The organism is Actinoplanes subglobosus, from assembly GCF_042650585.1.
Taxonomy (GTDB): Bacteria; Actinomycetota; Actinomycetes; order Mycobacteriales; family Micromonosporaceae; genus Actinoplanes; species Actinoplanes subglobosus.
Map to the genome: position 1 here is coordinate 164850 of NZ_JBHSBL010000014.1, position 13466 is coordinate 178315.

Annotated in this window: 12 protein-coding genes; 7 read left to right on the forward strand and 5 right to left on the reverse strand. The window is 68.7% G+C overall.

What is annotated here, in order from left to right:
* Positions 1-32: 32 nt before the first annotated feature.
* The 3 genes from ACFO0C_RS14315 to ACFO0C_RS14325 all read right to left on the reverse strand — a co-directional run bounded on the left by ACFO0C_RS14315 (position 33) and on the right by ACFO0C_RS14325 (position 2378).
* Positions 33-479, reverse strand: a complete 447-nt coding sequence (locus tag ACFO0C_RS14315; RefSeq protein ID WP_109600942.1) for a hypothetical protein — start codon at positions 477-479, stop codon at positions 33-35.
* 184 nt (positions 480-663) lie between these two features.
* Positions 664-1815 (reverse strand): cation:proton antiporter, encoded by a 1152-nt coding sequence (locus tag ACFO0C_RS14320; RefSeq protein WP_378067146.1) that lies wholly within the window; start codon positions 1813-1815, stop codon positions 664-666.
* 65 nt (positions 1816-1880) lie between these two features.
* Positions 1881-2378 carry a cation:proton antiporter regulatory subunit gene (locus ACFO0C_RS14325; RefSeq protein ID WP_378067080.1) on the reverse strand — a complete coding sequence of 166 codons (498 nt, stop codon included), beginning with the start codon at positions 2376-2378 and terminating at the stop codon, positions 1881-1883.
* A 132-nt stretch (positions 2379-2510) separates the two neighbouring features.
* On the opposite strand from ACFO0C_RS14325, the gene ACFO0C_RS14330 reads away from it, so the two are divergent.
* On the forward strand, positions 2511-4022 hold the full coding sequence (locus ACFO0C_RS14330; RefSeq protein WP_378067081.1) for an FG-GAP repeat protein: 1512 nt from the start codon (positions 2511-2513) through the stop codon (positions 4020-4022).
* 11 nt (positions 4023-4033) lie between these two features.
* Here the strand turns inward: ACFO0C_RS14330 and ACFO0C_RS14335 are convergent, their stop codons facing one another.
* Positions 4034-5239: a sugar efflux transporter gene (locus tag ACFO0C_RS14335; protein WP_378067082.1), complete on the reverse strand. Its 1206-nt coding sequence runs from the start codon at positions 5237-5239 to the stop codon at positions 4034-4036.
* 125 nt (positions 5240-5364) lie between these two features.
* Here ACFO0C_RS14335 and clpB point away from each other — a divergent pair, with 125 nt between their 5' ends.
* The 6 genes from clpB to ACFO0C_RS14365 all read left to right on the forward strand — a co-directional run bounded on the left by clpB (position 5365) and on the right by ACFO0C_RS14365 (position 12372).
* Positions 5365-7947 carry an ATP-dependent chaperone ClpB gene (gene clpB, locus ACFO0C_RS14340; protein WP_378067083.1) on the forward strand — a complete coding sequence of 861 codons (2583 nt, stop codon included), beginning with the start codon at positions 5365-5367 and terminating at the stop codon, positions 7945-7947.
* Positions 7948-8511: 564 nt separating this feature from the next.
* Positions 8512-9633 carry a hypothetical protein gene (locus ACFO0C_RS14345; protein WP_378067084.1) on the forward strand — a complete coding sequence of 374 codons (1122 nt, stop codon included), beginning with the start codon at positions 8512-8514 and terminating at the stop codon, positions 9631-9633.
* Positions 9634-9733: 100 nt separating this feature from the next.
* The gene (locus tag ACFO0C_RS14350; RefSeq protein WP_378067085.1) at positions 9734-10423 is read left to right on the forward strand and encodes a hypothetical protein; all 690 of its coding nucleotides are present in this window, start codon (positions 9734-9736) and stop codon (positions 10421-10423) included.
* Positions 10424-10793: 370 nt separating this feature from the next.
* Positions 10794-11162 carry a hypothetical protein gene (locus tag ACFO0C_RS14355; protein ID WP_378067086.1) on the forward strand — a complete coding sequence of 123 codons (369 nt, stop codon included), beginning with the start codon at positions 10794-10796 and terminating at the stop codon, positions 11160-11162.
* Between the two features lie 57 nt (positions 11163-11219).
* A complete protein-coding gene (locus ACFO0C_RS14360) occupies positions 11220-11597 on the forward strand; it encodes an ArsR/SmtB family transcription factor (protein WP_317789256.1) in 378 nt (125 codons plus the stop codon).
* 100 nt (positions 11598-11697) lie between these two features.
* On the forward strand, positions 11698-12372 hold the full coding sequence (locus ACFO0C_RS14365) for a class II aldolase/adducin family protein (RefSeq protein WP_378067087.1): 675 nt from the start codon (positions 11698-11700) through the stop codon (positions 12370-12372).
* Positions 12373-12420: 48 nt separating this feature from the next.
* On the opposite strand, the gene ACFO0C_RS14370 is transcribed toward ACFO0C_RS14365, so the two are convergent.
* Positions 12421-13431, reverse strand: a complete 1011-nt coding sequence (locus tag ACFO0C_RS14370) for a DedA family protein (protein WP_378067088.1) — start codon at positions 13429-13431, stop codon at positions 12421-12423.
* Between the last annotated feature and the right edge of the window lie 35 nt (positions 13432-13466).

Here is a 13466-nt window from a genome sequence, read left to right on the forward strand (position 1 = left end):
GCGTGTAGTTACCGCCCGAATACTTTCCGTAATCAGCGGCGGTTGAACAGGCCCAGTCGGCGCGGGTAGCGCACCAGGCCGCCCTCCATCCAGTCGTGGTGGTCGAAGAGCTCCGGCCGGGTCATCAGGACCCGGCAGTTGTGCGCCCAGATCTGCATTGGCTCGTCGCCGACCTCCTCGGCACGCTCCACGAACTTCTTGAGCCGGCGCTTGCGCTGCCCGCTCGCGTTCTGCCGCAGGCCGTCCGCGGCGTAGATGTACATGCAGTGCTGCGCAAACCGGCGGGCCGGGCACTGCCGGTCCATGGCCAGCTCGAAAAGGGTCGGGCCGAGCACGTCGCCGGAGATCAGGAGATCCCAGTCCTTCGGCATGCTGCTCAGGGGAACCGACTCAGGGTTGTATGCCCAGGTCTGCAACTCGTCGGGTCGAGGGTCGACCGGGTTGCCGAAACCGAGGAATGTAGCTTCACGCACGCTCACGTCGCCGCCTCACTCAACCGCTCGCAATACGGCAAGCGTCACCCGCTGGCCATAGTGGCGAACGTCCCAATACTCAGAGTCGTCGCCGCGCAACGCTAGCGTGCGGAGTCCGCAAACGGAAGTGTCAAGGCTTCACATTCAGATACTGGACAGTAACTTTGGGCTTCCTGTATGGAGACGCAGGTCACTCCGTAGATGGCAGTGGCTTTTGGGTAGCCCGCTGAGCTGCCATCCGCTTGCGCAGAATCTCCTTGAACCAGGCGTAGTCGGGCAGCCGTGCCAGCAGTGGGCCGGTCACCACGGTGATCAGCACGTACGCCGTGGCGAGCGCGGCGAGTTGGGCATCCACCCCGTAAGCCACCGCAAGTCCGGCGATGACCACGGAGAACTCGCCGCGCGGCATCAGCGCCAGGCCGGCCCGGATCCGGCCGGGCAGCGCGATACCCACCCGGCGGGCCGCCAGATAGCCGGTGAGCACCTTGGTCAGCATGGTCAGCACGGCCAGGCCGAGAGCCGGCAGCAGCACCGGCGGGATGTCGGCCGGGTTCGTGGAGAGTCCGAAGAAGACGAAGAAGACCGCGGCGAAGAGATCCCGCAGCGGGGTGAGCATCTGCGTGGCGTGATGTGCCACCGGCCCGGAGATGGCGATGCCGACCAGGAACGCACCGACCGCCTCGGAGACCTTCAGCTCACCGGCCACCCCGGCGATGAACAGCGTCAGGCCGAGCACGCTCAGCAGCAGGGCCTCGGGATCCTTCACCGACATGAACCGGCTGATCTCACCGCCGTACCTGATCGCCACGACGAGGACCGCGACCACCGTGACCACCGCGACGCTCAACGTGCTGAGGCCGCTGGCCAGGCCGAGGCCGGCCAGCACGGCGGTGACCACGGGCAGGTAGAAGGCCATCGCCAGGTCCTCGATGACCAGCACCGAGAGGATCACCGGGGTCTCGCGGTTACCGACCCGGCCCAGATCGCCGAGCACCTTCGCGATCACGCCGGACGACGACACCCAGGTGATGCCGGCCAGCACCAGTGCGGCCTTCCAGTCCCAGCCGAGCAGCAGCGCGAACGCGGCTCCCGGCAGAGCGTTGAGCAGCATGTCGATCAGGCCGGCCGGTGCCGCCGAGCGCAGGTTGCCGACCAGCTCGTCGGCTGAGTACTCCAGGCCCAGCATCACCAGCAGCAGCACCACACCGATCTGGGCGCCGACCGCGGTGAACTCCGTGCTGGCCCGGAGCGAGACCAGACCACCCTGGCCGAACGCCAGGCCGGCCAGGAGATAGAGCGGGATCGGGGAGAGACCGAAGCGACGACCCAGGCGACCGAGCATCCCGAGGCCGAACAGGAGCGCGCCGATCTCGATGAGCAGGATCGTCGTGTGGTGCTCCACCGCACTCAGCCGTCGTCGTCGCCGGCCAGGATGGCGGTGACGCCGTCCAGGCCCTGCCGGGTGCCGACCGCCACCACCACGTCGTTCGCCTCGAACCGGAACTCCGGCCCCGGTGAGGCGATCACCTCCCGGTCGCGGAGCACGGCCACGATCGACGAGGTGGTACGACTCCGGGCCTGGGTGTCGCCCAGCCGCCGGCCCACGAACGGTGACCCGGCCGGGAGCGCGATCTGCTCGGTGAGCAGCCCGGCCGCCTGCTGGCGCAGACCCGCCAGCTGGCCCAGCATCAGCGAGGCGCCGAGCACGTCGGCCAGGGCCTCGGCCTCGTCGTCGGTGAGCGGGATCGAGGCCAGACTCGAATCGGGATCGTCCACGTCGTAGAGCACGAGATCGCGTCGCCCGTTGCGATGCGACACCACCCCGACGGTTCGTCCCGAAGAGGTCACCAGGTCATGGCGGACGCCTATTCCCGGCAGCGGAGTCTGTTCCACCCGTACGCGCACGATCTCACAGTAGTTGGGCGATTGACCCTTTGCTCGGCTCTGCGACTCATAGGCGTGCCGACCGTGACGACGTTACGGGATCGTCTCCTCGGCGGCTATCATTCTGCTCGATACGGGGAGAGGGAGAGATCCATGCGCCGACTGTTCGCCGTCCTATTGGCCGCGCCGCTTCTGATGGTCCCGGCCGCCGCACCGGCCTCGGCCGCCTGCGCACGGGTGCCGGGTGACTTCAACGGTGACGGGTTCGGCGACCTCGCCGTCGGTTCCCCCAACCGCAACGACACGGTCAACGGTGCGCCGTGGGAGGGCGCGGTGAACATCGCCTACGGTTCGGCGGCCGGGATCGGGAAGGGGTCCCTCGGATCGGCGACCTACACCGGTCACCGCGACATCGTGGGTCCCGGCTTCGACGGCAGCCTCCGGCTCGGTGAGGCGCTGGCGACCGGCTACTTCGACGGCGACTGTTATGCCGATCTGGCGGTCAGCGCTGCCTCGGGCAGCAAGTTCCTGCTGCTCTACGGCAGCGAGTGGGGCCTGACGACGGCACGGGCGACCGGGATGGACCGGACCGACATCCAGCCGGACGGCGAGTACGGATCGGGTCTCAGCTACGACCTCGCCGCCGGTGACTTCAACGGTGACGGCTTCGACGACATCGCGGCCGGTGCCCCGTTGACCGACGGCAAACGGGGTGCGGTCGGCGTGCTTTACGGCTCCGCCGCCGGCATCAGCGGAACCGGCAGCCAGTGGATCACCCAGGACAGCCCCGGCGTGCCCGGCGCCGCCGAACCGGACGACATCTTCGGCTGGTCGGTCGCCGCCGGTGACTTCAACGGCGACGGACGGGACGAACTGGTGGCCGGAGCGCCGGGTGAGACGCTCGGCGGCAAACGTGACGCCGGGGGCATCGTGGTCCTCCCCGGTTCCGCGGCGGGTGTGTCGACCACCGCCTCGACCTGGTGGGACCAGGATTCGCCCGGCGTGCCCGGCGCTGTCGAGCGATACGACCAGTTCGGATACGTCCTGGCCACCGGTGACACCGGTGCCGACGGCCGGGACGAGTTGATCGTGTCCGCTCATCAGGAGGCGATCGGTTCGAAGACGGCGGCGGGTGCGGTGCAGGTGTTCCGCGGGTCCACCTCCGGCCTGGTGCCGGGCGCCATGTTCAGTCAGGATGACGCCGCCATCCCGGGTTCCTCCGAGAGCGGCGACTACTTCGGGTCGGCGCTGGTGCTCGCCGACCTCGACCGTGACGGCAAGCGTGACCTGGTGATCGGCGTCCGTGGTGAGACGGCCGGATCAGCGCAGGGCACCGGTGCGATCAACGTGCTCTTCAGTGCGGCCACCGGTCCGGTGGCGGCCGGCTCGATCTATCTGGACCAGAACTCGGCCGGGGTGCCCGGTGCGAACGAATCACAGGACGGGTTCGGCTGGGGCCTCTCCCGGCTGGCCAACGCCTACGGCGGTGACGCCCTGGTCGTCGGTGTCCCGGACGAGAAGGTCACCTACGCCTCCGAGGGCGCCGTCGTCATCCTGCCCGGTGCGGCCGGCCGGACCCGCCCTGCCGGTTTCTCCCTCACCGGGGCGAACTTCCCGGGCCGCGCCTCGGCCGAGTCGAACTTCGGCTGGGGTCTCCCCTCCTGAGTCTCTCCTGATCAGCCCGGGTCGGCGGCGGTCGCGTCCGTCTCCACCCGGGCTGTTCCGTCTTCGGGCGCGGGGGGCCGGACCACCAGCAGCATGAGCAGCCCGAGTGCCGCCAGCCCCAGGTTCAGGCCGTACGCCAGGCGGAAGCCGAACTCCTGGGCCACGCCGAAGAGCGGTGCCGACAGGATCTGGCCGATCGGGAAGGTGTTGGAGAACATCGTGGACGCGCGGCCCGGGTAGCGGGGCATCAGGTCCTGGAAGTAGGAGATGCCCAGCCCGGAGGCGGCCGCGATCAGGATCGCGTTCAAAATCTGTGCGACGGCCAGCATCCAGACCGACGTGGCCGACGCCGCCACCGCTTGATACGCGACACCGCAGATCGCGCCGAACAGGATGATCCGGCGCAGCGGCATCCGGGTGGAGAGTTTGCCGAAGCCGAGCATCAGCGGGATCTCCAGCGCGGCGCAGATGCCGAGGATCATGCCGGCGTCACCGACCGAGCCGTCCAGTTCGGTGCTGATGAACAGCGGCATCGCCTGGACGTTGAGCACCATCGAGGTCTGGATCAGGATGAAGCCGGCCAGGATCGGGTAGACCTGCCAGGGTGCCCGGTACCGGACCGTCTCGCCGTCCCGGGGTGCGGCGGGCGCCTCCACCTCGGGTAGCCACCGTGCCGCCAGCAGGGCCGCTATCAGGTAGAGCACGGAGGCGGTGCCGTAGACGTACTGGAAGTCCCCGGTCTCCAGGAGGAACGCGGCGAGCGACGGGCCGCCGACCCAGGCGATCGAGAAGACGGTGCGCAGCGTGCTGATACCCATCGCGGCCCGGCCCGGATCCTCCTGTTGGAGCACCTGACGGGCGTACGCGAAGGATTGGGGGAAGAGTGACCCGGCGATCGCCGTGGCCGTCGCGGTGAGCGCGAGCAGCACCCAGTAATCGCGGATCACCGCGGTGAGACCGGTGCCGGCGCAGCCGGCGAGGGCCGCGACGATCAGGATCGTGCGCCGCATCGGCCGGCGGTCGGAGACACGGCCGATCGCCCATGACATGGCCACACCCGAGAGTGAGGCGGTGACCAGGAAGAACGTCACCTGGATCGGACTCGCCCGGACGGCGGTGCTGAGGAAGAGGCCGAGGAACGGGCCGACCACCGCCGTGGCGATGCCGACCGTGAGGAAGACCAGACCGAGAGGGAGGAGCCGGCGGGACAGTGGCACGGATGCCGACGTTACGGGTTCTTTCCGATTAGCGGACCCGTCCGGTGGTGACTGTCACCGTGGTTCCGACGCGCTAGAGTTGAGTGGAACCCGCTCAAGTCTGCCCGGTGCATTCAGGGGAGCTGATGAACACCGAACGTTTGACCACCAAGAGCCGCGAAGTGATCACCTCTGCGGTCGCCGACGCCGGTCGTCGGGGCCACGCCACCGTCGAGCCCTGGCACATGCTCCAGTCGCTGCTCGACACCGGCGGTTCCACAGCCACCGCGCTGCTGCGTGCCGTCGGGGCCAATCCGGCGGACATCCGCCGGGCCGCGGTCCGTGCGATCGAGCAGCTGCCGTCCGCGCGCGGGGCCAGCACCGTCGAGCCCAGCCTGTCCCGTGAGTTCGTCAACGCGATCGGCTCGGCCGACCTGATCGCCAAGCCGCTCGGCGATGAGTATGTGTCGACCGAGCACCTGCTGGCCGGTCTGGCCCGGGTCGGCGGCGCGGTCTCGCAGGTCCTCAAGGACGCCGGCGCCACCGAGGACGCGCTGGTCGGGGCGTTCCCGCAGGTCCGTGGCGGGGAGCGCCGGGTCACCACCGCCGATCCCGAGCAGACCTACAAATCCCTGGAGAAGTACGGCGTCGACCTCACCGCCCTGGCCCGCGAGGGCAAGATCGACCCGGTGGTCGGCCGGGACGCCGAGATCCGCCGTGTGGTGCAGGTGCTCTCGCGGCGTACCAAGAACAACCCGGTGCTGATCGGTGAGCCGGGCGTCGGCAAGACCGCCATCGTCGAGGGTCTGGCCCAGCGCATCGTCGCCGGTGACGTGCCCGAGTCGCTGCGCGACAAGAAGCTGGTCTCCCTCGACCTGGGCGCGATGGTCGCCGGCGCGCAGTATCGCGGTCAGTTCGAGGAGCGCCTCAAGAGCGTCCTGGAGGAGATCCGCGGGTCCAACGGGCAGGTCGTCACCTTCCTCGACGAGCTGCACACGGTGGTCGGCGCGGGCAAGGGCGAGGGCTCGATGGACGCCGGCAACATGCTCAAGCCGATGCTGGCCCGTGGTGAGCTGCGCATGGTCGGCGCCACCACGCTGGACGAGTACCGCGAGCACATCGAGAAGGACCCGGCGCTGGAGCGGCGTTTCCAGCCGGTCGTGGTCGGCGAGCCGACGGTCGAGGACACCATCGGCATCCTCCGCGGGCTGAAGGGTCGCTACGAGGCGCATCACCGGGTCCAGATCACCGACGCGGCCCTGGTTGCGGCGGCCAGTCTCTCCGACCGCTACATCAGCGACCGGTTCCTGCCGGACAAGGCGATCGACCTGATCGACGAGGCGGCCTCCCGCCTGCGGATGGAGATCGACTCCCGCCCGGTCGCGCTGGACCAGCTGCACCGGCAGGTCGACCGGATGCGGGTGGAGCGCCTGGCGCTGGAGAAGGAGACCGATCCGGCGTCGATGGCCCGGCTGGAGAAACTGATCGCCGACCTCGCAGACCGGGAGGAGGAGCTGACTGCCCTCACCGCCCGATGGGAGCGCGAGCGCAGTGGGCTGAACCGGGTCGGCGAGCTGAAGAAGCAGCTCGACGAGGCGCGGGCGGCACAGGAGCGGGCCCAGCGCGACGGCGAGCTGCTGGAGGCGTCACGCCTGCTCTACGAGGTGATCCCCACCCTGGAACGGGACATCCGGACTGCCGTCGAGTCCGAGGAGGAGGAGACAACCGAGCCTCCCATGGTCAAGGAGGACGTCGGCGCCGACGACATCGCCGAGGTCGTCTCCTCGTGGACCGGCATCCCGGCCGGCCGGATGATGGAGGGCGAGACCGCCAAGCTGCTGCGCATGGAGGACTCGCTGGCCGACAAGGTGATCGGTCAGCGTGAGGCGATCGAGGCGGTCGCCGGTGCCGTGCGCCGGGCCCGGGCCGGGATCGCCGACCCGGATCGTCCGACCGGCAGCTTCCTCTTCCTCGGTCCCACCGGCGTCGGCAAGACCGAGCTGGTCAAGGCGCTCGCCGGGTTCCTCTTCGACGACGAGCGGGCGATGGTCCGGATCGACATGAGTGAGTACGGCGAGAAGCACTCGGTGGCCCGGCTGGTGGGTGCGCCGCCCGGCTACGTCGGTTACGAGGAGGGTGGCCAGCTCACCGAGGCGGTGCGGCGGAGGCCGTACAGCGTGGTGCTGCTCGACGAGGTGGAGAAGGCGCACCCCGACGTCTTCGACCTGCTGCTCCAGGTGCTCGACGACGGCCGCCTCACCGACGGCCAGGGGCGGACGGTCGACTTCCGTAACGCGATCCTGGTGCTCACCTCCAACCTGGGCTCGGCCAACTCGGACTTCACGATGAGCGACGAGGAGCGCCACGACGAGGTGCTGGCCGCGGTCCGGGCGCACTTCAAGCCGGAGTTCCTGAACCGGCTCGACGACATCGTGGTCTTCCATGCCCTGACCAAGGACAACCTGACCCGGATCGTCGACATCCAGCTGGCCCGCCTCCGGGACCGGCTCGCCGAGCGGCGCCTCACCCTCGAGGTGACGAAGGCGGCGGTCGACTGGCTGGGGGAGCACGGTTACGACCCGATCTACGGCGCCCGCCCACTGCGCCGGCTGATCCAGTCCTCGATCGGTGACCTGCTGGCGAAGGCGTTGCTCGCCGGCCGGATCCGGGACGGTTCGACGGTGCTGGTCGACCTCGGCGACGCGAAGGACGGCCTCACGATCGCGTGAAAACAGACGAAGGGCCCCGGGTCTCCCCGGGGCCCTTCGTCGTCAGTCGGCCGTCCGTCTCCGGTAGGCCTGCGTCATCAGTACGTCCGTGATGGCGTGCTCGCCCTCTGCGGACCAGATCCGTATGCCGTTGCGATGAAGCTGATACCGGACGTTTTTGAACCGCGTCCGGGTGTCGTCATGGTGGACGATGTCCAGGGTGTCGGCGTGGGGCATGGGACTCACCGGTCCTTGTCATGTCTGGGGCGGCCGCGGTGTGGTCACGCGGCCTGCGTAGTCGGAGTGGCGCCGTCAGCCGGTCTGCCTCGGCCCCGGGATCATGTGCGCGGGGCGGGCGACTCGTGCGGGCACGGCGTGCCGCTGGAGCCTTGTGCTTCCAGGTGGACGCCACGTCATCGAAGTCTAGGGGGCCCTGTCGAGGCGTGCCGCCCCCCGAACGGGCGACGGTTTGCGGTCATTTGGGGTCATCGTTGCCTGATGTTGCCACATCGTCGCGAACGGTGAGGCCCGGTCGCGGGATGTGGTCCGAGACAGATACCGTGAATTGATCTATAGGAGGGCAGCGTGACCGTACCGGCATTTCCGGTTCCGAACCCGGCGGCACCGAGGCGCCCGGCGTCGGTGACCATCTCATCGAGTCTTCTCTATCTGGCCGTCGCCATGCAGGTCGTGAACGCGGTCGTGCTGCTGTCGACGATGGGCGTCATCGTCGACGCCTATCAGGACGCCGCCGAGGCGCTCGGCGACACGCAGACCGCGGAAGCGGCGCCGATCATGCGCATCGTCCTGATCTTCGGGGCGGTGCTCTACCTGATGATCGGGGCCGGCACCGTCGTCCTGGCGATCCTCAACAACCACGGCAAGAACGCATCGCGGATCGTCACCTGGGTCTTCGCCGGTCTCGGTCTCTGTTGCAACGTCCTCAGCCTGGGCGGCAACGTGACCAGCGGCATCGCGACCGGTGGCGCGGGCGAGGGCCCCACCGCCACCCAGATCGAGCTGCGGGTCAACGACGCGATGCCGAGCTGGTACGAGCCGATTCTCACGATCTCCGCTCTGCTGACCGTGCTCAGCCTGCTCGGCGCGATCATCCTGCTGGCGGTGCCGTCCTCGAACGCGTGGTTCCGTCGGCCGACCGGCTGGACCCCGGGGATGCCGTACCAGCCCTACCCGGGACAGCCCGGCTACCCGGCGGCCCAGCCCGGTTACCCCGCCCAGCCCGGTTACCCCGCTCAGCCCGGCTATCCGGCCCAGCCGTACCCGCCGGCCGGGCAGTCGCCCTACGGTCAGCCGGGCTATCCGCAGGCGCCGTACACCCAGCCGGGTTACCCACCCGCGCCCAGCCACTTCGGATCACCGCAGCAGTACGGCCAGCCGGGTGAGCCGGCGCCGGGCCTGCCGCCGTATCCGGGAGCCGGCGAGCCCGCCACCCCGCCGCCGTACCCCGGCGCGGGGGAGCCCGCCACTCCGCCGCCTTATCCGGGTCCGGGTGCCACCGGTTCTCCGGCATCCGGTCCGGCGTTCCCCGCACCGGATCCCTGGGCGCCGCCGCCGTCCTCCGACCCGTGGGGCACCCCGCCGGTGCCGCCCGAGCCGACCGACCCGCCCACACCGCCGCCGCCATCGACCGGCGAGGATTCGGGCGGCGACTCGTCACCGCCCCGGCCGCCATCCGGCCAGGCCTGATCGATTTCGGACCGGTCCGCCCTACGGGGTGGGCCGGTCCGGCCACTTTCGGGGTACTGCACGCGATAGGTTCTTGCCAGCCGAACCCGCGGGAGCATCGATGTCGTACGCCGTCCAGCCGCCGCTCGTCGCCGCACCGCCGGCCACCCGCCGGCCGATCTCCGTCGCCACGGCGGTCGCCCTGCTGTGGGCCATGGCGGCGGCTGGTGTGACCTATGCCATCGGCATGGTCGCTGTCACCCCGGGTGTGGTCGGCCGTTTCCGGGACGCCGTCCTCGACTCCGACGGTGTGGACGGCTTCGTCGCCGTCATGTGGCTGGTCGCTGCTCTGGCCCTGGTGCTGAGTCTGCTGGTGACCGCCCTGTTCGTGGTGCTCGGCGTCGCGCTGCGCCGGGGTAGTCGCCTCGGCCGTGGAGTCACCCTCGGGGTGTGCGTGCTGGGCATGCTCGCCGGTTGCGGGACTCTGGCCATCCTGGCCGCTCAGCGGGCCGGTGAGGCGGTGCCGGGGACGTTGAGTGACGCACTGAACTCCGCGTACCCCAACGGGTGGATTGTTCTCAACGTCGTCGTGGCCGCGGCGCAGGTGATCGCGTACCTCGTCGTGGGCATCCTGGTGCTGGCCGCCCCGAGAGAGTTCTTCGGCAATTCCGTGTCGGGTGACTTGGCCGGCCCACAAACGAAGCCTTTTGTTACTGACGGGTTTGAACCCGATCAGTTCTCAGTTCCGGCGGTTCCGCCGAAGTCCACGCCGAACCCGGAAGACGAGTTCTGGTCACGACCGAACGAGTGAGCGGTTCCGTATCGACGACTGTGGGTCACTCGAACGGGTACGGTCGGTTTCTGGCACTGTCACTCGATCGGCTGTCCGGATAGATCGAGATCGGCCGGACGGTGGGTGTTTTCGCCCGTACGGACAAACGTGATTTGGTGGGTTCACAGGGTCTTCACAGCGCGACCACCAGGTGATCCTGAGGGTGACGCGGGTAGCGTCGTGCCGTTACCTGCTTTGAGCAGCATCTATGCTCTGACGAAGGGTCGAGATCCGTTGGGCAATCAGTAAACCTTGTTTACAGAGGTCTCAAAGTCCCGCGTCAATAGTTCCGTTCCGTCCTGCCGGGGCGAAAGATTCCGGTTTTCGTACAGCCAGTACGCTCGATGTCATGAGAGCACGGCACGACCTGGGTAAATTCATCACTGAATTGTCCGTCGCGCAGCGTGGCGTCGTGCTTTCATCGGGTCGTGGGGGTGTGGACGAACTGGTGATCGCGCAGTGTGGCGTGATGGTCTCGACGCGTTCAGTGGCGGGTCATCGTCGAGGATCTGTGTGGCGAACAAATCGACGAATTGACAATGTGGCCGGCCTCACTCCGAGGGCGGGGATCGAGACCTCGACACGGATGGGTAGCGACCAGATGGCGGCTGAGGCGTTGCAGGAGGCAGAGACCGAAGTCGTAGTCGCACGAACGGTCGACCCGGGTGATGGTGTCCGGTCGACCGACTCGGCGATCGATGTCGGCCTTACGGCCTGAAAGTTAGCCGGTTCGTTCCTGCTCACATGCAGGAGAATCGATGCAGTTGGTGGAAGGATGGAGATCGTGGGAACTGCGTTGGCGGAAATGTCCATGCCTCAAATCTCGCCGCTTGCCGGTGAGCCTATTGAACGCGCTGACGCTGAGCGCCTGGCGGGAGTGCTGAAGGCGCTCGCCGACCCGGCCCGGCTACGCCTGTTGAGCCTCATTCAGTCCGCGACGGACGGTGAGGCGTGCGTCTGCGACCTGACGGCCCCTCTGGGTCTCTCGCAGCCGACCGTGAGTCACCACCTGCGGATCCTGACCGAGGCGGGTCTGCTGGAGCGGGAGAAGCGGGGTGTTTGGGCGTACTACCGGCTGGTGCCGACGGCCATCGCCACCATCGCCGACCTGCTGACCCCGCCGCGGAAGCGGGCCACCAAGAAGGCCCGCTGAAGTCAGATCGCGGTAATGCCTGGCGTCATTGACTATGGGGGCGTGACGCCAGGCCGAGGACCCCGGCCCACGGACGGGCCGGCGGACCGAGGAGGAACGGGTGAACTACGTCCCCGGTGACCTGCGTGACCAGCTCGCGCACGTGGGTTACGACGTGGTGCAGGCGGGCCTCGTGTGTGGATCGGGCGGCAATCTGTCCGCCCGCATTCCCGACGAGGACGCCATCTGGGTGACCGCGAGCGGATCGTGGCTGGAAAGGCTCAGCCGCAAGGACTTCACCGCGGTGCGGATCTCCGACGGGGCCCCCGCCACCGTCGGCGCCGCCCCGCCGTCACGGACCGAGCCGACCAGCGAGTTGGCTCTGCATCTGGCGCTCTACCGGGCCCGGCCGGACGTCAACGCCGTGGTGCACCTGCACCCGCAGACGGCGCTGCTGCTCGATGCTCTCGGGGAGCACATCCGGATCGTGACCACCGATCATGCGTACTACCTGCGGCGGGTGTCGACCGTGCCGTTCCGGCTGCCGGGCGGCACCGAACTCGCCGCCCTGACCGCCGCGATGGCCGCCGACGGCACCGACTGCCTGGTGCTCAGCCAGCACGGGTGCGTGGTGATGGGCGACTCCGTGGAGCTCGCGCACAAGCGGGCCCGCAACCTGGAGGAGGCCGCGTCGCTCACGTACCGGGCGCTGACGGCCGGGCGATTGGAGAACCTGCGGGAGTGCCCGGAGGAGTTCCTGGAGAAACTCTCCGGGTCGACCACCGTTCGGGTGTAACCGGGACACGAAAAAGGCCGGCCCGTCGGGCCGGCCTTTCGCGTCGAGTCAGTAGTTCCGCGGGTAGTCCTGAGGGGGCTGCGGCGGGTACTGCTGCTGCGGCGGGTAGCTCTGCGGGGTCGGGTAGTGCCCCTGCTGCGGGTAGGCCGGCTGCTGCGGGTCCTGGTACTGCGGCTGCTGGTACTGGGGGTGCTGCTGCCCGTACCCCTGCTGGCCGTGGTCCTGCTGGTGGCCGTACCCCTGCTGGTGGTGGTGGCCCTGCTGGTTCTGGTCGTGATCGAAGTGCTCGTGGTACTCCTCGCGGGCGGCATCGGCCAGGCCGACGACGCTGGCCGCGGCCACGACGCCGATCGCGGTGGCCGGGTCCGCGGTCTTCAGGCCGCGCTTCTTCGCCTTCCGCTCGCGGAGGATCTCGATCAGGATCGGCAGCACCGAGATCAGGACGATCAGCACGACCACCGGCAGGATGTAGCGGTCGATCTTGTCGCCGATGGCGGCGTAGATCTGCTCGGCCAGCAGGTAACCGATCAGGATGATGCCGTCGGTCCAGAGGATCGCGCCCACGACGTTCCACAGGAAGAACTGCTTCGCCGGCATGCCGAGGGTGCCGGCCACCGGGTTGAGGAACGTCCGCACGATCGGGATGAACCGGGCCAGCACCACGGCCTTGGCCGGGCCGAACTTCTCGAAGTAGTACTCCGCCTTCTCGACGTACTCCTTCTTGAAGAGCTTCGACTCGGGCTTGTCGAACATCCGCCGCCCGTATCTCGCGCCGAGCCAGTGCCCCAGCTGCGCGCCGACGATGGCACAGACGGGTGCGCCGATCAGCAGCCCGACGATGGACAGTTGCGCGCCCTCGCCGAAGATCGAGTTGGCGACCTCGGAGGCCGCGACGCCCGCGAGGAACAGCAGCGAGTCGCCCGGGAAGAAGAAGCCGACCAGCAGGCCGGTCTCCGCGAAGAGAATGGCCAGCACGCCCGGGAGCCCGAAGGCACTGAGCAGGTCCTTCGGGTCCAGCGGGTTCAGGGCGAGCTGCTCGGTGAGCGCATGGATGTCCACGAGGAGCCAGGGTACCGGCCTATCCGAGGCCGGTA

Bases quoted from the DNA above. Each gene is read 5' to 3' on its own strand.
- ACFO0C_RS14320 (WP_378067146.1), bottom strand. From the start codon at position 1,815: ATGCTCGGTCGCCTGGGTCGTCGCTTCGGTCTCTCCCCGATCCCGCTC.
- ACFO0C_RS14330 (WP_378067081.1), top strand. From the start codon at position 2,511: ATGCGCCGACTGTTCGCCGTCCTATTGGCCGCGCCGCTTCTGATGGTC.
- clpB (WP_378067083.1), top strand. From the start codon at position 5,365: ATGAACACCGAACGTTTGACCACCAAGAGCCGCGAAGTGATCACCTCT.
- ACFO0C_RS14350 (WP_378067085.1), top strand. From the start codon at position 9,734: ATGTCGTACGCCGTCCAGCCGCCGCTCGTCGCCGCACCGCCGGCCACC.
- ACFO0C_RS14355 (WP_378067086.1), top strand. From the start codon at position 10,794: ATGAGAGCACGGCACGACCTGGGTAAATTCATCACTGAATTGTCCGTC.
- ACFO0C_RS14360 (WP_317789256.1), top strand. From the start codon at position 11,220: ATGGAGATCGTGGGAACTGCGTTGGCGGAAATGTCCATGCCTCAAATC.